Source organism: Microbacterium sp. W4I20 (assembly GCF_030816505.1).
Lineage (GTDB): Bacteria > Actinomycetota > Actinomycetes > Actinomycetales > Microbacteriaceae > Microbacterium.
Window position 1 is genome coordinate 2,937,569 of record NZ_JAUSYB010000001.1, and the last position, 19,890, is coordinate 2,957,458.

At 69.3% G+C, this 19,890-nt stretch carries 14 protein-coding genes; 8 read left to right on the top strand and 6 right to left on the bottom strand.

What is annotated here, in order from left to right; genetic code table 11:
- Window positions 1-32: 32 nt before the first annotated feature.
- Window positions 33-752, bottom strand: coding sequence for an alpha/beta fold hydrolase (locus QFZ21_RS14340; RefSeq protein WP_307378896.1), 720 nt, complete (start codon window positions 750-752; stop codon window positions 33-35).
- 210 nt (window positions 753-962) lie between these two features.
- Between QFZ21_RS14340 and QFZ21_RS14345 the strand changes: the two genes are divergently transcribed.
- From QFZ21_RS14345 to QFZ21_RS14365, 5 genes are all read left to right on the top strand, one after another.
- Window positions 963-2,078 (top strand): helix-turn-helix domain-containing protein, encoded by a 1,116-nt coding sequence (locus QFZ21_RS14345; RefSeq protein ID WP_307378898.1) that lies wholly within the window; start codon window positions 963-965, stop codon window positions 2,076-2,078.
- Between the two features lie 75 nt (window positions 2,079-2,153).
- A complete protein-coding gene (locus QFZ21_RS14350; RefSeq protein WP_307378900.1) occupies window positions 2,154-3,128 on the top strand; it encodes a Dyp-type peroxidase in 975 nt (324 codons plus the stop codon).
- A complete protein-coding gene (locus QFZ21_RS14355) occupies window positions 3,125-4,360 on the top strand; it encodes an MFS transporter (RefSeq protein ID WP_307378901.1) in 1,236 nt (411 codons plus the stop codon). Before QFZ21_RS14350 ends, QFZ21_RS14355 begins: the two co-directional genes overlap by 4 nt.
- 18 nt (window positions 4,361-4,378) lie before the next feature.
- Complete coding sequence (locus QFZ21_RS14360) at window positions 4,379-5,530, top strand: FAD-dependent monooxygenase (protein WP_307378902.1); 1,152 nt, start codon at window positions 4,379-4,381, stop codon at window positions 5,528-5,530.
- A 111-nt stretch (window positions 5,531-5,641) separates the two neighbouring features.
- Window positions 5,642-6,478, top strand: a complete 837-nt coding sequence (locus QFZ21_RS14365; protein WP_307378903.1) for an alpha/beta fold hydrolase — start codon at window positions 5,642-5,644, stop codon at window positions 6,476-6,478.
- A 109-nt stretch (window positions 6,479-6,587) separates the two neighbouring features.
- On the opposite strand, the gene QFZ21_RS14370 is transcribed toward QFZ21_RS14365, so the two are convergent.
- On the bottom strand, window positions 6,588-9,071 hold the full coding sequence (locus QFZ21_RS14370) for a X2-like carbohydrate binding domain-containing protein (protein ID WP_307378904.1): 2,484 nt from the start codon (window positions 9,069-9,071) through the stop codon (window positions 6,588-6,590).
- 133 nt (window positions 9,072-9,204) lie between these two features.
- On the opposite strand from QFZ21_RS14370, the gene QFZ21_RS14375 reads away from it, so the two are divergent.
- The 3 genes from QFZ21_RS14375 to QFZ21_RS14385 are packed head-to-tail and all read left to right on the top strand — an operon-like array spanning window position 9,205 to window position 13,836.
- Entirely contained in the window at window positions 9,205-11,631 is a 2,427-nt protein-coding gene (locus QFZ21_RS14375; protein WP_307378905.1) for a glycoside hydrolase N-terminal domain-containing protein, read from the top strand.
- Between the two features lie 7 nt (window positions 11,632-11,638).
- Window positions 11,639-12,631: an acetylxylan esterase gene (locus tag QFZ21_RS14380; RefSeq protein WP_307378906.1), complete on the top strand. Its 993-nt coding sequence runs from the start codon at window positions 11,639-11,641 to the stop codon at window positions 12,629-12,631.
- A gap of 38 nt (window positions 12,632-12,669) precedes the next feature.
- Window positions 12,670-13,836, top strand: a complete 1,167-nt coding sequence (locus QFZ21_RS14385) for an ROK family transcriptional regulator (protein WP_307378907.1) — start codon at window positions 12,670-12,672, stop codon at window positions 13,834-13,836.
- Between the two features lie 166 nt (window positions 13,837-14,002).
- Here QFZ21_RS14385 and QFZ21_RS14390 read toward each other — a convergent pair whose 3' ends face one another.
- From QFZ21_RS14390 to QFZ21_RS14405, 4 genes are all read right to left on the bottom strand, one after another.
- The gene (locus tag QFZ21_RS14390; RefSeq protein ID WP_307378908.1) at window positions 14,003-15,634 is read right to left on the bottom strand and encodes an extracellular solute-binding protein; all 1,632 of its coding nucleotides are present in this window, start codon (window positions 15,632-15,634) and stop codon (window positions 14,003-14,005) included.
- 51 nt (window positions 15,635-15,685) lie between these two features.
- The gene (locus tag QFZ21_RS14395) at window positions 15,686-16,663 is read right to left on the bottom strand and encodes a carbohydrate ABC transporter permease (RefSeq protein ID WP_307378909.1); all 978 of its coding nucleotides are present in this window, start codon (window positions 16,661-16,663) and stop codon (window positions 15,686-15,688) included.
- Window positions 16,660-17,634, bottom strand: a complete 975-nt coding sequence (locus tag QFZ21_RS14400) for a sugar ABC transporter permease (protein ID WP_307378911.1) — start codon at window positions 17,632-17,634, stop codon at window positions 16,660-16,662. The genes QFZ21_RS14395 and QFZ21_RS14400 overlap by 4 nt, the downstream gene beginning before the upstream one ends.
- A gap of 77 nt (window positions 17,635-17,711) precedes the next feature.
- Window positions 17,712-19,877 (bottom strand): alpha-galactosidase, encoded by a 2,166-nt coding sequence (locus tag QFZ21_RS14405; protein WP_307378912.1) that lies wholly within the window; start codon window positions 19,875-19,877, stop codon window positions 17,712-17,714.
- Window positions 19,878-19,890 lie beyond the last annotated feature (13 nt).

The following is a 19,890-nucleotide window of genomic DNA, read 5'->3' on the forward strand; positions in this document are numbered from 1 at the left end:
GCAGATCAGCAGATGCCGCGCAAAGCCGGACTCTACGGGATCAGATCGGCGGCGGCGTCGAGCAGGAGGTCGACGATCTCCGTCGGGTGGGTGCGCATGACCAGATGCGGCGCATCCAGTTCGAGGATTCGCCGGGCCTGCGCGCGCCGGCATCCGAAGCGCTGCAGGTCGGGATGGATGGTGCGGTCGCCGAGGGAGACGACTCCCCAGGTCGGTCGATGGCGCCAGGCGGCGGTCGGGGCGCGCTCCGACAGAGCGGCGACGGCGATCGGCCGCTGCGAGACCGCCAGCACCTGTGCCTCGTCGTCGGACAGGCCTTCGGCGACGAGGAACGGGAACTGCGGGATGTCGATGCTGAGCTCGGTGCCGACCGTGTCGCGCTCGTCGCGGAAGAGGGCGGCAACCAGGTGACGAGCGATGTCGGCGCGCGGGAAGAGCTCGCGCAGCTCGGCGATGTTCTCGCCGGCGTCGAGCACGTAGCCGTCGATGAACACCAACCCGACGACCTGCGTCGAGGCCCCGGCGACCGCCGCGACGGCGCCGCCGTAGCCGTGACCGACGAGGATGACCGGTCCGTCGATCCGATCGACGACGCAACGGATGTACGCGCAGTCGCCGGCGAAGCTGCGCATCATGATCGGCGGTGCGAGGACCCGATGCCCGCTGCCCAGGAGCCTGAGGGTGATCGGCCACCAGCAGGAGGCGTCGGTGAAAGCACCGTGCACGAGAACGTACGTGAGCGGGGGAGCCATTCGCCTGCCTCGGAACCGGGGAAACAACCCTCTGAAGCTACGTCCGAAGACCACGGGTGAGTTCCGACGGATGTCGTGCACGTCTCGACATCCGTCCGTTGACGCGACGAGCCGGGGCACACCTCCTCGATTTCTGCCTGCTTTCTGCCTGGTGCGCGGCGCCGCGACGCGGTTCAATCGCAGCAACACCACCGAGCAGGGGAGTGTCTGATGACCGATGTCGCCCTCGCACCGCACGGAGACCGCGCAGCCTCTCTCCGGGGAGTCGTCGAGGAGTTGTCCGTGCTCCTCGACCGGACGGTGGTCGTCCACGACGAACAGCGCGCCCTCACGGTGCGCAGCGGCTCGCCGTCGGACGTCACCCGCCACCTGCGGATCCTGACCCCGGTCGAGGAGACGGCGAACGACGAGATCGACCTCGAGACGCCGGTCACCGGGCGCGCCGGGTTCCTCGGGCGCATCCTCGTGCTCGCCGACGAACGACGCCCGCTGCCGCGCGGTCACCTCGATGCGCTGGATGCTGCCGTCTCGCTGGTGCGCGCGGTCCTCGACGATCGCGCCCTCCCCGCCGCACCCGGGCGCGACGAGGTGTTCGCCGATCTGCTCGCCGACCATGTCGCCGTGCGCCGCACGGCCTTCGCCGTCGCGACGGGGCAGCTATGGATTCGCGGCGGCGAGGGAACACGCATCCATGCCGTGCGCGTCGACTCCGCCGTCAGCACCGTCATGCTGGTGGCGATGGGTCGCCGCCTCGCGGCCGCCCGGCACCTTCCCTTCGCCTCTCTGGGCGTGAGCAGGGGCACGCTGTATCTGATGAGCGCACCCTCCGAGGTGCCACTCCACGACGAGATCATCGCGGACGCGGCCGCCCACGGCATTCGCGTTCTCGGCATCGGCACGGCGTCACCGTCGCCGGGCGCGGAAGACCTCTGGGCGGCGGCGCACGAGGCTTCGAGCGCCGCCGAGCTCTCGGCCACGTTCGAGGCGTTCCAGCCGGGCGTCGACGTCGCAGAGTTGGGCGGATGGCTCCTCCTGGCCTCGTCCACGGTCGAGCCCGCGCGGCTGCGAGTGATCTCGCCGGCCGCGCACGCCCTCTACTTCGAGGGCGGTGAGTCGCAGCGTCGCACGGTGGAGACCTATCTCGACGTGAGCGGCAATGTCGTGGCCGCCTGCGAGCTGCTCTTCGTGCATCGGACGACGCTCTACTACCGCCTCGAGAAGATGCCGTCTGTGGTGCGCGACGCACTCGCCGACGGCATGAAGCGCAGCACCCTGCACCTCTCGCTCAAGCTGATCCGGATGTGGGAAGCCACGGGACGCGTGTAGCCATCCTCGACATCCGTCGAGTGCCGACGTGCCGCCGCCCTCGTAGAGTGGACGCCTCACCGATCGGAGGAAGACGTGAGTTCATCTCCTGCGGCTTCGCGTCGCGTCCCCATCGAAGCCCAGACGGTCGATGCGCCGCTCAGCGGCTGCGCCGTGTTCCTCGTGCTGCGGGTGCATGACGACCAGGCGGCGCTCGACACCGTGCGCGACACCCTCGGCAGCCTGGGTGAGGTCGTCAAGAACGTCGCCTTCCGCGACCTGGATGCTGCGCTGTCGTGCATCGCCGGGATCGGGGCTCGCGTGTGGACGCCGCTCACCGGCCGACCGCTCCCGAGCGAGCTGCATCCGTTTCGTCCGGTCGTCGGCGCCCAGCACACGGCCATCGCGACGCCGGGGGACATCCTCTTCCACATCCGCTCGGACCGCCGGGATCTCGTGTTCGAACTGGAACGTCAGCTCCTCGACCTGCTCGCGGGTGCGGTCGACGTCGTCGACGAGACCGTGGGATTCCGATACTTCGACATCCGCGATCTGCTCGGCTTCGTCGACGGCACCGCGAACCCTGTCGGCGCCGCGCTCCCCGAAGCGACGCTCGTGGGAGACGAAGACCCCGAGAACGCAGGCGGCAGTTACGTCGTCGTGCAGAAGTACACGCATCCGCTGCGCGCATGGCAGGCGCTGACCACCGAGCAGCAGGAGGCGATCATCGGCCGCACCAAGGCCGACAACATCGAGCTCGACGACGCCGTCTCCGGCCAGAAGTCGCACAAGACGCTCTCCACGATCGTCGTCGACGGGCAGGAGCACGACATCCTCCGCGACAACATGCCGTTCGGGAGCCCGGGCACCGACGAGTTCGGCACGTACTTCATCGGCTACACCCGTCACCTGTGGGTGATCGAGAAGATGCTCGAGCGCATGTTCATCGGCGACCCGCCGGGGGTGCACGACCGGCTCCTGGACTTCTCGGTGCCGCTCACCGGCTCGACCTTCTTCGCGCCGTCCGCGACGGTGCTCGAGTCGCTGGCGGATGCCGGCTCGGACGCATGAGCGGCGTCTCGCCGACGACCCCTCGGGCTCGCGCCTCGCACGGCGGCGGGTTCTGGATCGTCGCGACCACCTTTCTGCTGGTCATGGCGTACTCCACCGTGCCGACCCCGCTGTACCCGCTGTACCAGGAGCGCGACGGTTTCCCGGTCTGGATGATCACGGTCATCTTCGCCGCCTATGCGGTCGGGGTCGTGTTCAGCCTGTTCTTCGTGGGGCACATCAGCGATTGGGCGGGGAGGCGACGGATGCTGCTCATCGCGGTCCTCGTCTCCGCGCTGTCCGCCGTGCTCTTCCTGCTGTGGAGGACCCCGGAGGGACTCATCGTCGCCCGCCTGATCAACGGCGTCAGCGTCGGGATCCTCACCGCGACGGCGACCGCCCATCTGGGTGAGCTGCGCGCGACGGCCCGACCCGATGAGAACGCCGTCGTCGCCGCCTCGGTCGCCGGCGCCGCGAACCTCGGCGGGCTCGCCCTCGGACCGCTCATCGGGGGACTGTTCGCCGAATTCCTTCCTGCCCCGCTCTTCACCCCGCACGTCGTGTTCCTCGTCATCCTGATCCTCGCCGGGATCGTCGTGACGGGCGTGCCGGAGACGGTGGACCCGCCCACCGACCGGGTGCACTACCGGCCGCAGCGACTCGCTCTTCCGGCCGGTTCGCGCGGTGCGTTCATCGCCGCCGGCTTCGGGGCGTTCGCGGCGTTCGCGCTGCTGGGACTGTTCACCTCTCTCGCCCCGTCGATCCTCGCCGGCACCTTCCAGGAGGGCGACCATCTGGTCGCGGGCGCGACGACGTTCGCCGTGTTCGGCGCGGCCGCGGTCGGTCAGCTGGCGCTCGCGAAGCTGCCGCTCGGGCGTCAGCTGATGATCGCGACCGTCAGTTGCGGCATCGGTCTCGCCGCGGTGGCTGCGGGCGCGCTGGTCCCGCAGTTGGCCGTCTTCCTCCTCGGCGGCATCGTCGCCGGGCTCGGCGTGGGAGTCCTGTTCAAGTCGTCCATCGCCACGGCATCCGGTCTCGCCGAGCCGACGAGGCATGGGGAGACCCTGGCTCTGATCTTCCTGATCGCCTACTGCGGCTTGGCGCTCCCTGTTCTCGCCGTCGGGGTCGCGCTGGTGTTCCTCCCCGAGAATCTCGTGCTCGTCGTCTTCGTCGCGCTGGTGCTGCTCTCGACGGTGGCGGCCGGCATCGCGATGACCCGACGAGCGAAGTCCGGCTCGGCCACCTCTCCGTGAGGATGTGAGGAAGAACCCATGCCTGCACGCTCCCGCTCCACTCTGAACATCGCCGTGATCGGCGGCTCGCTCGGCGGCCTCTTCGCCGCCGTTCTGCTGCACCAGGCGGGGCACACGGTGACGGTCTTCGAGCGATCGACCGAGGGGCTGTCCCGGCGGGGTGCGGGACTCGTGGCGCAGCAGGAGCTCTTCGAGGTGTCGCGTGCCGTCGGCATCCATGTCGACGACAGCTTCGGGGTGGAGGCGTACGAGCGCATCACCCTGGATCGTTCGGGTCGCGTGCTCTCCCGCGATGCCACGCCGCAGGTGCAGCTGTCGTGGGACGTGCTCTACGAGGAGTTCCGATCGCGACTGCCGCAGGAGGGGTATCGGTTGGGAGCAGCTGTGACCGCCGTGCGCACCGACGGCGAGGAGGCGGTGATCGCCTTCGCCGACGGCGCGGAGGCACGGTTCGATCTCGTTGTCGGGGCCGATGGACTGCGCTCCGTCGTGCGCCGTGCCGTGGCCCCCGAGGCGCACGAGAACACCTACGTGGGCTACGTGACGTGGCGCGGCCTCGTGCCCGAGCTGTCGCTGCCGCCGACGTCGGCGCGGACCCTGCTCGAGCGCTTCGCGTTCTTCACCGCGCCGGGTGCGCACATGCTCGGCTACCTCGTCCCGGGGTCGGCCGGGGAGACCCGGCGGGGCGACCGCCGCTACAACTGGGTCTGGTATCGACCTCTCACCGCCGCTGATCTGGCCGCCCTCATGAGCGCGGTGGGTCGGAGTGCGGGGAGCGTGTCCACCGCCCCGGGAGAGCTTCCGCGCACCCTCCGCGACGAACTCGTGCGCGATGCGCACCGCGAGCTTCCGCCGCCGTTCGCCGAGGCGGTCGAGGCAGAGGGCTCACCGTTCCTGCAGGCCATCTTCGACTACGTTCCGCCGCGGATGACGCGGGGCCGGGTGGCCCTGATCGGCGACGCCGCCGCCGTGGTCCGGCCGCATACCGCGATGGGGGCGGCGAAGGCGGCCGGCGATGCGATGACGCTGGCCGCGCTGCTGGGCGAGCACGACGTCCCGCGCGCTCTCGCCGGTTTCGACGCCGACCGTCTGCCGATCGCCCGGGCGATCGCCGACTACGGACGGCGGCTCGGCGCCGGCATCCCCCTCCTCGCGCCGAGCCGCCGCTGATGTCGCCGATCACGCGACAAATGTAGGAGCCTCTGCGACCGGTTCGAGCGTTACCGTGGGAGCGCTCCCCGCTCGAGAGCACACTCGAAACGACACGACTTGGAGACCCTCATGGCTTTTGTGACCACGGATGACGGTGCGGAGATCTACTTCAAGGACTGGGGCGACCGCGACGCCCAGCCCATCATGTTCCACCACGGCTGGCCGCTGTCGGCCGACGACTGGGACGCGCAGATGCTGTTCTTCCTCGAGAAGGGCTTCCGTGTCATCGCCAGCGACCGGCGCGGGCACGGCCGGTCCTCGCAGATCAGCACCGGGCACGACATGGACCACTACGCCAGCGACGCGAACGCGGTGGTCGAGCACCTCGACCTGCGCAATGCGATTCACATCGGTCACTCGACCGGCGGCGGCCAGGTCGCCCGCTACGTCGCGCAGTACGGAGAGCCGCAGGGGCGGGTGGCGAAGGCCATCCTCGTGTCGTCGGTTCCGCCGTTGATGGTGCAGACCGAGGCGAACCCCGACGGCACTCCCGTCTCGGTCTTCGACGGATTCCGCAGCGCGCTCGCCGCGAACCGGGCCGAGTTCTACCAGGCCGTGGCATCCGGGCCCTTCTACGGCTTCAACCGCGAGGGTGCCGCCGTGTCGGAGCCGGTGATCGCCAACTGGTGGCGCCAGGGGATGATGGGCAGCGCGCTGGCTCACTACGAGGGCATCAAGGCGTTCTCCGAGACCGACCAGACCGAGGATCTGAAGGCCATCTCCGTGCCGGTCCTGGTCACGCAGGGCGACGACGATCAGGTCGTCCCCTACCGCGACGCGTCGGTCAAGCAGCACGAGCTGCTCAGCGACTCCACCCTCAAGATCTACGAGGGCTACCCGCACGGGATGCTGACGGTGCACGCCGACGTCATCAACCCCGACCTGCTGGCGTTCATCCAGCAGTAGCGGTTTCGGACCTCGCGGCCGAACGGCGCGCCTCGGGAGACCGGGGCGCGCCGTTTCTGAGCGATCGGAGAGGTGGCGGGCGGCCCGAGAGGCCGCCCGCCACCGACCATCAGCGGGTCACATACGACAGGCCGTCGATGCGGAGCACGTCGCCCGAGGCCTTGACGATCCGGATCGTGTGCTCGCCCTTGCGCAGGTCGGCGCTCGTGAAGAGCGTCTGTCGGCTGAGTCGTGCGTCGCCGTGCAGGTCGATCGTGTCGACCAGCTTGTCGTCGATGTAGATCTCGGCCGTGCCCTGGTCGGGGCCGATGGCACCCGTGAGCGTGACCTTCGATCCCGTGAAGGCGAGCGAGACGGAGGCGCCGTCCGTGCCCGTCCAGTGCACGTCGTCGCGCAGGTCACCGCGGAAGCGGAAGTCCAGCGCCGTGTCACCGTCCGGCAGGGTGGCGAGCAGCGTGCTGCCGATCGTCACCTCGCGGCCGTCGACCGTGTAGTCCGTTCCCGCCGTCAGCGCCTTGCCGCCCCGGAACACCCCGAGGAACTCGCCCGGATCGCGGCCGAGCGTCACGACGGCATCCGCCGGCTGTGCCCGATCGAATGCCACGTGGTCGATGTCGAGCACGCCCTCCTGCACGACGTCGAGCTTGTCGATCAGCATGAACTGCCCCGACTTCTTCACGACCCGCAGGGTGTGGCTGCCGTTCGGCAGATCCCGCACGCCGTAGACGACCTGCTGCACACCCCGCCCCTCGGCCTGGAAGGTGTCGACCGTGTCGACCAGCACGCCGTCGAGGAAGACCTCGGCCTCGCCCTGGGACGAGTGCGTCTCGGTCACCCAGTCGATGCCGGTGCCGACGAACGAGTACTCGAACGCCGAACCGTCGGCCTCGCTGTACTGCACGTCGTCCTGGTAGTCGCCCATGCCGCGGCCGCCGCTACGGCTCCAGGTGCCGCTGTAGACGATGCCGGGGCCGTCGTTGTTGATGCTGACGATGTTCGAGGCGCCGGTCTCGGGTGCTTCTCCACCATCCGACGAGTCGAAGCTCGACACGGTGAGCGCCTGCGTGCGCGCCGGGACCTCCTTGCCGCCGTTGCGGGCCCAGTCCCCGTCGTAGACGAGGCGAGCGTCGTCGTCGTTGAGCGTGATGGTGCTCTTCTTCGCCGGCGTGAAGGTGAACAGGCGGGTGCCGTGGAGCGGCACGTCCTCGGCGACGAACTCCCCGTTCGCGGTGCCGAGGTTCTTCTTGCGCCACAGGTCGCGCACCTTCGCGGAGCCGTCGATGCCGAGGTCGGCGAGCGGGACGGTGATGTCGGCGTCGGTCCGCCCGAGGTTGAACACGGCGACCGTGACCGACCCGTCGGCGTTGACCGCGAACCAGGTCTGTCGCGGGGTGGCCGTCGAGACGGGGTGCGCGGGGCGCCCGGCCTGGTTCACCGCGATGACCTCCTTGTTGGTCAGCAGCTCCAGCCCGTACTCGTCGAGGTTGGTCATGTCGTTGCCGACGTACATCGGTGCGGCTCCCACGGCCCAGAAGGTCGCAGCCGTGCGACGCTCGTCCTTGGTGAGGCCGTCCATCGCGCCGTTGCCGACGTTCAGCGAGTCGAAGTCGTTCCAGCCCGTGCCGGGACCGGCGTGCCGCCACCAGTCGGCGGCCTTGGGGAACAGTCGCGAGATGTTGTCCCACGTGGTGAGCGCCTCGTTCTCGCAGTAGCACTCGACGTCCCAGTCGACGCGCCAGCCGTTCGCGTGTTCCTTCCAGAAGTCGGCGTAGCGGATGTCGAGCGCCCAGGAGAGCTCGAACCAGATGTCGTTGCGCTCGAGCGCCGTCGACCAGGCGGCGACGTCGTCACGGGCATCGATCGACAGGTCGCCGATCCCGGATCCCGGCGTCACACTGTCGAACTTCACGAAGTCGACGCCCCACTCGCCGAGCATGTCGGCGATCGAGTCGATGTAGGCCTGCCCGCACGGGGTCGAGAAATCGATGCGATGCCCGATGCCCCAGTAGTCCGCCTGCTGCAGGGGTCGCTTGACGACGTCGCCCGTGGTGCATTCGGGGGCGCCGGCGATCGGCAGCTCGGCCTCGTAGACTTCGGCCGAGATGCCCGGGATGAAGTACAGCCCCACCTTCTGGCCGTTGTCGTGCACGTGGTCGATCACGGCCTGCAGGCCGTCGGGGTAGAGGGTCTCGCTGGGAACCGGGCGACCGTTGGCGTCGACGCCGCCGTTCCAGCCGGCATCGATGTTGATGTACTCGTATCCGAACTTCTGCAGCTTGTCGTGCATCGCATCGGACTGCGCGATGATCTGCTCGGCGCTGATCCACTTCTTGCCGTCACCGGCGTAGACCTGCATGCTGTAGCTGCTCCAGCCCATGTACGGGCGCGCGCCGAGCGGCTCGTCCGGCCTCGCCGCGGCCGCGGCGAGCGTCGTGGCGGATGCCGTTGCGGCGGACGGCGCTGACGGCGAGGCGGATGCGGCGGGCGCCTCGGAGGCCTGGGCGGACGCGGCTCCCATGCCGAGCGCGAGGGTGGCGGCGGCCAGGGCGGCAGGCCATCTCAGCCTCGGGGTCGGGCGGTCGTTGTGGAACATGTCTTCCTCTCATGGTGGTTCGACGGTGAACCCCGCGCTTCTTCGCACGGTCCCCAGGTGCCCAATTACTTGACACCGGTAATTAATCACGATTAGGTTGATACCGCAAGCAGCCATCTCGTCAAGGAAGACCATGCCGCGTCCCCACCCTGAGACCCGTCCTCGCCCCGTCGAAACGCTGCGTCTGGCGTGGAATTCGCCCGCATCGAGCTGGAACGAGGCCACCCCGTTGGGCAACGGCCGCATCGGCGCGATGCTGTTCGGCGGTGCATCCGGTCGCTATGCCCTCAACGACGCGACTGTCTGGTCGGGCACTCCCGACGGACCCGCCGACGCCCTCCGCGATGTGCGCGCCGCCGGTGCGGGACCCGAGCGCCTGGCCCGCATCCGCGCCGCTCTCGACGACGGCCGCGTCCGCGAGGCGGAAGAGCTGCTGATGGCCTTCGAGGGTCCGTACTCCCAGGAGTTCCTGCCGCTCGCAGACCTCGACGTGCGCATCGAGGATGCCGAGGCGATCGAGCCCGCCCGGGTGCTCGACCTCGACGAGGCCGTGAACACCGAGGAGCTCTCGGTCCCCGGTGGCACTGTGCGTCGCCGCTCGTGGATCTCGGCACCCGCCCAGGCGCTGATCGTGGAGATCACCGCGGATGCCGCGTTCACGGCATCCGTCGGCCTGCGCACTCCGTTGCGCGAGGTGGGATCGACCGTGTTGCCCGACCTGTCCGGCATGACGCTCGACGTCGTGGCGCCGATCGATGGCGCGCCGCTGCACGAGACCGCGGTCGAACCGCCCCTGACCTACGCCGACGACGACTCCGAGGCGTTCGACGCCTTCGCGGCCGTCGCCGTCGCCTGGAGCACCGATGGACTCGCGGAGCGGACGCCCGACGGCGTGACGTTCCGCGGAGCCCGCCGGCTGCTGATCGCCCTCTCCTCTTCGTCCCGCGCCGCGTCGTGGTGGGCCGGCGAAGACGAAGGAGCACGGATCGCCTCTCGCGAGGCGATCCGGAACCACGCCACAGTGCAGTCGGATGCCGCGGTTCGCCGCGGTGCATCGGCACTGCTCGAGGAGCACATCGCCGACTTCCGGCGTGCGACTCCGGCGAGGTTCGCGATCGGCGGCCGGCGGGAAGGCACCTGGGATGTCGATCGCGACATCCTCCACGGCGCCGACCTGCCGTTGAAGGCGACCGTGATCGCCGAGTTCGGCGCGTACCTGCTCGCCTCGTGCTCGCGTGCGGGGAGCCCGGCGGCGAACCTGCAGGGCATCTGGAACGACGAGCTGCAACCCGCGTGGTCGTCGAACTACACGGTCAACATCAACACTGAGATGAACTACTGGGCCGCTCCCGTCCTGGGCATGGATGACGCGTTCGAACCGCTGCTCGCCATGGTCGAGAAGCTCGCCGGGAACGGCGCCGATGTGGCCCGCGACCTGTACGGCGCCCGCGGCTGGGTCGGGCATCACAACTCCGACGTGTGGGGCTGGGCGCTCCCGGTCGGTGGTGGTCACGGCGCTCCGAGCTGGGCGATCTGGATGATGGGGGGCGTCTGGCTCACGCACAACCTCTGGGACGCGTACGAGTTCGGCGGCGACCGCGAGCTGCTGCGCACGCGCATCTGGCCGCTGCTGCGCGGCGCCGTCGAGTTCGGGCTCGACTGGCTCGTGCCCGACGGGGAGGGGCGGCTCCGCACCTCGCCCTCGACGTCGCCCGAGAACTCGTTCTTCGCCCCGGACGGCGAGGGCACCGCGATCGGCCTCACCTCGGCATCCGATCTGCTGCTCCTGCAGAGCCTGTTCGAGCGCGCGCGCACGGCGATCGAGGTGCTGCAGCTCGACGACGACCCGCTCGTCGCCGAGCTCGACGATGCACTCGCCCGTCTCGCCCCCGTCATCATCCGCGCCGACGGCCGCATCGGCGAATGGTCGGCCGACGTCGTGGAGGTCGAACCGCTGCACCGGCACATGACCCCGCTGGTCGGCATCCATCCCCTCGACGTGACGACTCGTGAGCGCACGCCCGAGCTCTTCGATGCCGGCATCCGCCTGCTCGACGCCCGCGGACCGGGTGCCATGGGCTGGTCGTGGGCGTGGAAGATCGCGCTGCGCGCCCGCATCGGCGACGGCGACACCGCGGCGTCGCTGCTCGACGAGGCGCTCACTGCCTTCGACGGCGACGCGATGCGGCACGGGCCGGTCGACGGGTCGGAGTGGGGCGGCCTGCTGCCCAACCTGTTCAGCACGCACCCGCCGTTCCAGATCGACGCGAACCTCGGGTTCCCCGCGTCGATCGCCGAGCTGCTGGTGCAGAGCCACGGCGGCGTCATCCGGCTGCTGCCCGCCCTGCCGTCGGACTGGCGCGAGGGCGACGTGCAGGGCATCCGCGCCCGCACCGGCATCGCGGTCGACCTCGCCTGGAGCGACGGACGTGTGCGCGACGCGCAGCTGCGCAACCTCCTCGACGAGGATCGCGACGTGGTCGTCGAACACGACGGCCGCCGCATCTCGCTCACGGTGCCGGCCGGGGCCACGGTGGAAGTGCTCGCCGATGCCCGCTGAGATCACAATGCCCACTGAGATCCCGCTGCACGGGGAGACGGTGATGGTCGACATGCCGACCACCCAGACCGAACCCGACGACTTCGACGCCTTCTGGGCCGAGACCCTCGCCGAGACCCGGCGCTTCCCGCTCGACGTGACGATCGAGCCGTATGAGACCCGGCTCACCGTGATCGACGTCTTCGAGGTGACGTTCCGCGGATTCGGCGGCACACGCATCCGCGCCTGGCTTCGGATGCCGCGCGGTGCGACCGGGCCGCTACCGGGTCTCGTGCAGCTCTTCGGCTACGGCAACGGGCGGGGCCATGCCCTGCGCGACCTCCGCTGGGCCGCAGCGGGCTACGCCCACCTGGTGGTGGACGCCCGCGGGCAGGGCCACGGCGACACCGACGACGACCACCCCGAGGGCGGTCCCTCGGCCGGCGGCTTCCTCACCCGGGGGCTGCGCTCGCCGCGGGAGTACTACTACCGACGGGTCTATGCCGACGCCGTCCGCGCCGTCGAGGCGCTGCGGTCGCTGGATGCGGTCGATGCCTCTCGCGTCGGGACGGTCGGGGCGAGCCAGGGCGGCGGCATCGCGCTCGCGATCGCAGGGCTCGTGCCGGATCTCGCGGTCGCGATCATCCAGGCTCCGTTCCTCTGCGAGCTCAACCGCGCCGCCGACCTGAGCACCGAGGCGCCCTACGCGCTCCTCACCCAGTACTTCGCCGACCGCCGGCTCGACACCGCCACAGCGCTCGACACCCTGCGCTACTTCGACGGGGTGAACCACGCCAAGCGGGCCACCGCCCCCGCGCTGCTAAGCACCGGGCTGCACGACGGCATCACGCCACCGGCATCCGTCCTCCCCGCCTTCACGGCGTACGCGGGTGCGAAGCGCACGGTGCTCTGGCCGTACAACGGGCACGAAGCCGGCGGCGACCTCGACGAGGAGAACGCCCTCGAGTTCGCGGCGACGCACCTGGGGCCGGTCGACTCCTCCTCCGCACGGCGGGCCTGAGGATTCGCTACCGTAGCCGATAACGACTGAGGAATTCGATGGACCACGACACCGCCGCACGCACCTCCCTGATCCGCTCCGCCTCGGATGCCGGGTCGAAGGTGTTCGCGACGATCCTCACGCGCAGCCCGATCAGCCGCATCGACATCGCGCGGCACACCGGTCTCTCGCAGGCCGCCGTGACGAAGGCCGTCTCGCCCCTCGTGGCCGCCGGGCTCGTCGATGCCCCGCCCGCAGCGCATCGCGACGGCAACCCCGGGCGGCCGGTGGCCCCGGTCTCGATCGTGCCGGAGGCCATGATCATGCTCGGCGTGAAGGTCAACGTCGACGAGATCATCGCGGTCGCCACCGACCTCGGCACCGCCGTGCTCGCGGTGGAACGGCGGATGCTCCCGCAGCATGACCCGGATGCCGCGCTCGAGGCCATCGTCGATGTCGTCAGCGTGCTCGAGGCTGCCCTCGGCGACCGCTCCACCGCGATCGCCGGTCTCGGCGTCTCCGTCTCGGGCGATGTCGACACGCAGGCGGGTGTCGTGCGCGAATCGGCGATCATGGGGTGGCGCGACGAGCCGTTCGGAGCGCGTCTGCAGGAGCGGCTCGGCCGCCCGGTGACCCTCGAGAACGACGTGCACGCGTTGACCGTCGGCGAGCACTGGTTCGGTGTCGGTCTCGGCACGGCGTCGTTCGCGATCGTCACGATCGGCCGCGGCATCGGCAGCGGCCTGCACCTGAACGGCCAGGTCGTCACCGGCGCATACGGCGTGGCCGGCGAGATCGGGCACCTGCCCCTCGCCGACCCGCAGCGGATCTGCCCGTGCGGTCGGCAGGGCTGCGTCGAGGCGGTCGCATCGACCGCCGCGATCGAAGCCGCCGTCTCAGCCGCGCATGGCCGACCGGTCACGATCGACGAGGCCGTGCAGCTCGCGCACAGCGGCGATCGGGCCGCGGAGGCCGCCTTCCAAGAGGCCTCCGCGATCATCGGCACCGCGATCGCGACCCTCGTGAACCTCACGGGACCCGAACTGGTCATCATCGGCGGTGAAGGGGTGTCGAACTTCGACCTCTACGACGCCACGCTGCGCCGTGCCTTCGAGGCGCACGCCTTCGGGGCGGCCGCGCGCTGCCGCATCGTGGTGCGTCCGCACACCTTCGAGGACTGGGCCCGCGGCGCTGCCGCGGCCGCGATCCAGTCCCTCGTGCTCTGACGCGCAGCATCCGCTTTCTCGCCTGTCGGCCTCGATTGGGTCGCTGAGCCGGTCGAAGCGTCGTGTGCGGCACCTTCGACAGGCTCAGGGACCCATGTTCCGGCATCCGCCCCAGACACGGAACTGCCCGGCGGGAGCATCCCGCCGGGCAGTTCTCCTCTGCTGATCAGAGTGCGTCGTAGAGCTTCTGCTGCAGCTCCAGGTAGCGCTCGACGCCGAGACCGTTCAGGTCGTCGATGTACGCCTGCCACGTGCCGTCGTCGTCGATGTCGCGCTGACCGGTGGCGAACTCCGCCTGCGCCTGCGTGATGTAGGTGGCGATGTTCGTCTGCAGCTCGGCGATCTCGGCCGAGGTGTCGGGGTCGGGCCACAGCTTCCCGTCGGGGAAGATGAGGTCCTCGTCGGGTGCGAACGGCTCGTACAGCTGCGTCGCCTCGAGCAGACGCCGCTCGTAGCCGGCGGGCGAGTAGACGTCCTCCGGCACGACCTGCGAGTTGCGGTACTCGAGCGAGTCCCAGTACTGACCCATCGAGCGCCACGAGGCGTTCGAGGTCTCGTCGTAGGTCAGCGGCTTGAACGTCGGGTCCAGCTCGGGGTCGAGCGCGACGTCGCCCTCCTCGGCCGGGACCCAGGCCTCGCCTTCCGGTCCCATCGCGCCGAGCCGGTCGCCCTCCTCGGTCACCAGGTAGTCGATGAGCTTGATCGCCTTGACGCGCTCGTCTTCGGACGACTTGTTCGTGAGCGCGAACATGCCCAGCGGGCTGACCTGAGACCGGTAGGTCGCGAACTGCGTGCCGTCGGGGCCCTTGACCGGGGCGACGGCGTCGTAGTGCTTGTCTCGTCCGTCAGGGGAGTCTGCGGTCACGATCTCGTACGGGTGCAGCACGGCGGCGGCGCCGAGGATCTCGGCATCCGCGTTGTCGCCGAGTGCACGCAGCGCTTCGCCGTTCTGCGTGAAGGATGCCGTGTCGATCAGCCCTTCGTCGGCGAGCGAGGCGATGTACTGCAGGCCCGCGCGCCAGCCGTCGGAGGTCGCCGAGAGCTCGACCTTGCCGCCGTCCATGACCATCGGCGGCGGGCTCGACGGGCTGCCGTACGGCGCGTACGCGAATGCGTTCATGAGGTAGTTGATGATCGGTTCGGATGCCGAGGCGCTGAGTGCCACCTCGTCGGCCTTGCCGTTGCCGTTCGGGTCGTCGTTCTTGAACGCCCGCAGCACCTCGCGGAGCTCCTCGGTGGTCGTCGGCTGCTCCAGGCCGAGGTTGTCGAGCCAGGTGGTGTTCATCCACAGCTTCGAGGGGTAGCTGCAGTGATAGCACTCGGTGAACTGCGTGATCGCGTAGATGTGTCCGTCGGGCGCGGTCACCGACTGCTCCCAGTCGGGCTTCTCCTCGAAGCGCTTCTTGAGGTTCGGCGCGTACTCGTCGATCAGGTCCTCGAGGGGGACGAGTACGCCCTGCTGCCCGTACTTGAGCACCTCGCTGCGCGAGAAGGCGTCGACCCACGGCACGAGGAAGTACGCGTCTGGGTAGTCGCCGCTCGCGAGCGAGACCTGCCGCTTCTCGCCCGCGACGCTTCCGTCGTAGGTGGTGGTCTGCCAGTCGAAGTCGATGTCGAACTTCTTCTCGACCAGCTCGGTGAACGCGTTGTCCTTGAGTGAACCGTTGTCGCCCTGGGGGCCGAACGCGACCAGTTGACCGTTGTCTTCGTCACTCGGCGACGTGCAGGCGGCCAGCGCCGCCGTCGCCAGGGCCAGCACGCCTGCGGCGGCCACCCCTCGGATGATGCTGTGTCTCATTGCCGGAATCTCCTTTGCCCGGTTAATGGTGATGTGGTGGGTCTGTGGGGGTCAGCCCTTGACGGCGCCGACCATGATGCCCTTGTTGAAGTACTTCGCCACGAACGGGTAGGCGACGAGCATCGGGATGGTCGCGATCACGACCGTGGAGTACTTGAGCAGGTCGGCGAGCTCACGGCGTCGCAGCTGCTCGGCGACGTCGCCTCCGCCTCCGGAGTCGTTCAGGATGAGCAGCCCGCGCAGCACGAGCTGCAGCGGCTGCAGGTCGGCGTCGCGCAGGTAGAGCAGGGCGTCGAAGTAGGAGTTCCACTGCATGATCGCGTACATCAGGGCGATTACGGCGATCAGCGGCTTGGCGAGCGGAAGCACCACGGTCCAGAGGATCCGCAGCTCGCTGGCGCCGTCGAGCTGCGCCGCCTCGTAGACCTCGTCGGGAACGGCCGAGCGGAAGTAGACGATGGCGATGATGACCTGCCAGACGCCGATGGCGTTCGGCAGCAGCATCGACCAGCGGGTGTCGAGCAGACCGAGCGACTGCACCACGAGGTACATCGGGATGACGCCGCCGCTGAACAGCATCGTGAAGACGACGCCGCCGGTGATGACCTTGCGTCCGAAGAGCTGCATGCGTGACAGCGGGTAGGCGACCGCGACCGTGCCGAGCACGCTGATGGCGGTGCCGGCCACGGTGTAGAAGATCGAGTTGCCGAATCCGCGGAGGATCGCCGGGTTGCCGAGCGCCTCCGCGTAGCCGCGGAACGTGAAGTCGACCGGCCAGAACAGCACCCGACCCGACGACACGGCCTGGGGACTCGACAGTGAGCTGGCGATGATGTTCAGGAGCGGCATCAGCACGACGAGCAGGAAGACCGAGAGCAGGATGTACGCGGCGACGATGAACACGCGGTCGGCCCTGGTCTCCTTGACCTTCACGCCGCGCGCGAGCGGGTCGCGCCGGCGGCGGGGCTTCTTGTTCTTCGCGACGACGATCTCCTCGGTGAGGAGCGCCTCAGTGTTGATCGTGGTCACCACAGTCCGTTCCCCGTCACTCGCTTGGAGATGCCGTTGACCACGAGCAGCAGCACGAGGCTGATCACGGCGTTGAAGAGTCCGATCGTGGCTCCCAGACTGAAGTTCGCGTTCAGGATGCCGGTCTTGTAGACGTACGTCGGGATGATCTCGGACGTCGAGAGGTTGAGGGCGTTCTGCAGCAGGAACGCTTTCTCGAAGCCGATCGCCATGATGTTGCCGACGCCGAGGATCAGGATGATGGTCGCGGTCGGCAGCAGGGCGGGGATGTCGACGTTCCAGATCTTCTGCAGGCGGCTCGCGCCGTCGATCTTGGCTGCTTCGTAGAGGGAGGTGTCGACCGAGGCGAGGGCGGCGAGGTAGATGACCGCGGAGTATCCGGTCGTGGTCCAGATGTCGGTCGCGACGTAGATGTGCCGGAAGAAGTCTGCATCGGCCAGCAGGTCGACCTGGCCGGCACCGAAGAAGCTGAAGGTGCGGCCCAGCAGCCCGACCCGCGGGGAGAGCAGCAGGATCGTCATCGACACGACGACGACGGTGGAGATGAAGTACGGCGCGTAGGTGACCAGCTGCACGGTGCGGGTGAAGAACCGCAGCCGCACCTCGTTCAGCGCCAGCGCGAGGATGATCGGCAGGGGGAAGCTGGCGATCAGGGTGTAGGCGGCCAGCAGGAAGGTGTTGCCGACGAGCCGCGGGAACACCGGGTTGCGGAAGAGGTTCGCGAAGTTGTCGAAGCCGACCCAGGGGCTGCCCCAGACGCCGTCGATCGGGTTGTAGTTCTTGAACGCGATCACGGCGTTGGCCATGGGGATGTAGCGGAAGACGATGAACCAGATGATGGGGATGAGCAGCAGGAGGTAGAGCTGCCAGTAGCGACGCAGGCTCCGCACGAATCGCGACGGGCGCCGGGTCGCTGCCGCAGGTGTCTCCGCCGCTGTGGCGGGGAGGTCTTGCTCGACACTGAGCGTCATGGCTACCTTCTCGAGGTGGATTACTTTACACCGTAATATAACTCTGGCTCGGGGATTGCGCAACCCTGAGCGGGGCCTCAGTCCTCGACGGCCGTGAGGTGCAGGAGCATCGCCTGGCTGGGGTTGAGCACCGGCAGCGGCAAGCCCTGCTCGAGCACGGCTCCTGTGCAGACGAGGTCGTCCGTCTGCCGCAGCCAGGACGGGTCTTCGACCTGGTGCCGGCTCGCCGCACCGACCTCGTCGCGCACCCGTACGCGGTAGAGCGTCCGGGGGTCGAGCCCCGGGATGGGCACGCGTGGAGTCTGGGCGACGCCGCTGGTCTCGGTGCGGACCCAGGCGAACAGCGCCTCGCGTCGGTCATGCGCGACGATGCCGTGCAGCAGCGCGCCGTCGTCGACAGCGTCTGCGCGAACCGTGACGCCGGAATGGATGAGACCCCGCAGCTCCTTGTACAGCGCGGCCCAGGCGGCGATCCCGCGACGCTCGTCCGCGGTCGCCGCATCGATGTCCCACTCCAGGCCCGCGTGGCCGAACAGGGCGGTGATCGCCCGGAACGAGAACGACGCATGGCGATGCGTGGTGTGGGACTCGGCGGCGCCGATGTGCGAGCCGATCAGCTCGGGTGGCAGCAGGGTCTGTGTCCAGCGCTGGATGCTCTGCCGCTCGACGGGGTCGTTGCAGTCCGAGGCCCAGACGCGGTCGGTGCGCGCGAGGATGCCGAGATCGACTCGCGCGCCCCCGCTCGCGCACGACTCGATCTCGAGCAGCGGATGCCGTCGCCGGAGCTCGTCGAGCACGCGGTAGACGGCCTCAGTGTGTGCCCGTACTCGCCGGTCGCCGCGCACCCCCAGGGCGGCGTGGAGGTCGCGGTTGTGATCCCACTTCACGAAGTCGACGGCGGCCTCGGTGATCACCGCGTCGAGGCGTTCGATCACGTGGGCGGCCACCTCCTCGCTGGAGAAGTCGAGCACGAACTGATGGCGCGACTCGAGCCGGTGGTCTTCGCCCAGGAGCCAGTCCGGATGCTCGCGGGCGAGATCCGAGTCGGGATTGACCATCTCGGGTTCGAACCAGAGGCCGAACTGCATGCCCAGGTCGTGCACCCGGTCGGACAGTGGCCGGAGCCCGCCGGGCCAGACGTCGTCGTCGACGAACCAGTCGCCGAGGCCGGCATGGTCGTCGCGGCGCCCGCGGAACCAGCCGTCGTCGAGCACGAACCGCTCGATCCCGAGCTCGGCGGCTGAGGCGGCCAGGCCGGTCAGGGTGTCGAGGTCATGCTCGAAGTAGACCGCCTCCCATGTGTTCAGGAGCAGTGGCCGCGGTGAGCGGGGGTGGCCGGCGCGGGCACGGATGGAGGAGTGCAGACGCGCGGTGACGCCGTCGATGCCCTCGTCGCTCCAGATGAACAGGGCGTCCGGCGATCGGTGCGTCTCGCCCGGCTGCAGGCGGACCTCGCCGGCGTCGATGAGCTCGCCCGTACCCAGCACGGCGCGATGCACGCCGGCACCCTCGGGGAGGCGTTCGACGAGGGTCTCCTGGTTGCCGCTCCACGCGAGGTGCGCGGCCCAGATCTCGCCGGCGCGGAATCGGAAGCCCGCGGTTCCCGCCATCGTCAGCAGTGACGCGTCGTGTCCGGGGCGGCCGCGCCGGGAGGAGCGCAGCCAGGTGCCGTCGTGGATCGTCGTGCGCTGGGGGCGGCGCTCGTTGGTCCAGCGCCCGGAGAAGTCCAGCACCTCCTCGGCGCGGCCGGGCAGGGGGAGGAGGGCGCGGGCGGCGCGGATGTCGATCTGCCGGTCGGTCGTGTTGCGGATCTCGATCGCGGCGTGCAGGATGCCGGCAGCGTCGAGACGGTAGGCGAACGCCACCTCGGCGAATGATGAGGCGTCACGGAGCGTGAAGCGCACGTCCGACTCCGCGGCATCCGTGGCGATCAGCGTGAAGCCGTCGATGACGGCATCCGCGCTGTCCGCCTCGATCGCCGGCGTTCCCGACCAGCCGTGCGCGCGTCCGGCGGCGATCGAGAACGACCGCGGGATGTCGAGCGAGCTGTTCATCACGGCAGGCGTGGCGGTGGCGAGCATGCCGGCGACGTCATCGTCGCCGAGTGCGCGGCCCCAGTGCACGAGGGAGGGCGTGCCGAAGGAGTCGGCGGCGAACACCACGCTGACCCCCGCGCGGCGAAGGTGCGCGAGAGCGGGCGACCCGAGCGCATCGATGCGCGGAAGGGCGATACTTGACGTCATAAATTAATCATCC

Bases quoted from the DNA above. Each gene is read 5' to 3' on its own strand.
- QFZ21_RS14340 (WP_307378896.1), bottom strand. From the start codon at position 752: ATGGCTCCCCCGCTCACGTACGTTCTCGTGCACGGTGCTTTCACCGAC.
- QFZ21_RS14345 (WP_307378898.1), top strand. From the start codon at position 963: ATGACCGATGTCGCCCTCGCACCGCACGGAGACCGCGCAGCCTCTCTC.
- QFZ21_RS14355 (WP_307378901.1), top strand. From the start codon at position 3,125: ATGAGCGGCGTCTCGCCGACGACCCCTCGGGCTCGCGCCTCGCACGGC.
- QFZ21_RS14360 (WP_307378902.1), top strand. From the start codon at position 4,379: ATGCCTGCACGCTCCCGCTCCACTCTGAACATCGCCGTGATCGGCGGC.
- QFZ21_RS14365 (WP_307378903.1), top strand. From the start codon at position 5,642: ATGGCTTTTGTGACCACGGATGACGGTGCGGAGATCTACTTCAAGGAC.
- QFZ21_RS14370 (WP_307378904.1), bottom strand. From the start codon at position 9,071: ATGTTCCACAACGACCGCCCGACCCCGAGGCTGAGATGGCCTGCCGCC.
- QFZ21_RS14375 (WP_307378905.1), top strand. From the start codon at position 9,205: ATGCCGCGTCCCCACCCTGAGACCCGTCCTCGCCCCGTCGAAACGCTG.
- QFZ21_RS14380 (WP_307378906.1), top strand. From the start codon at position 11,639: ATGCCCACTGAGATCCCGCTGCACGGGGAGACGGTGATGGTCGACATG.
- QFZ21_RS14385 (WP_307378907.1), top strand. From the start codon at position 12,670: ATGGACCACGACACCGCCGCACGCACCTCCCTGATCCGCTCCGCCTCG.
- QFZ21_RS14390 (WP_307378908.1), bottom strand. From the start codon at position 15,634: ATGAGACACAGCATCATCCGAGGGGTGGCCGCCGCAGGCGTGCTGGCC.
- QFZ21_RS14400 (WP_307378911.1), bottom strand. From the start codon at position 17,634: ATGACGCTCAGTGTCGAGCAAGACCTCCCCGCCACAGCGGCGGAGACA.
- QFZ21_RS14405 (WP_307378912.1), bottom strand. From the start codon at position 19,877: ATGACGTCAAGTATCGCCCTTCCGCGCATCGATGCGCTCGGGTCGCCC.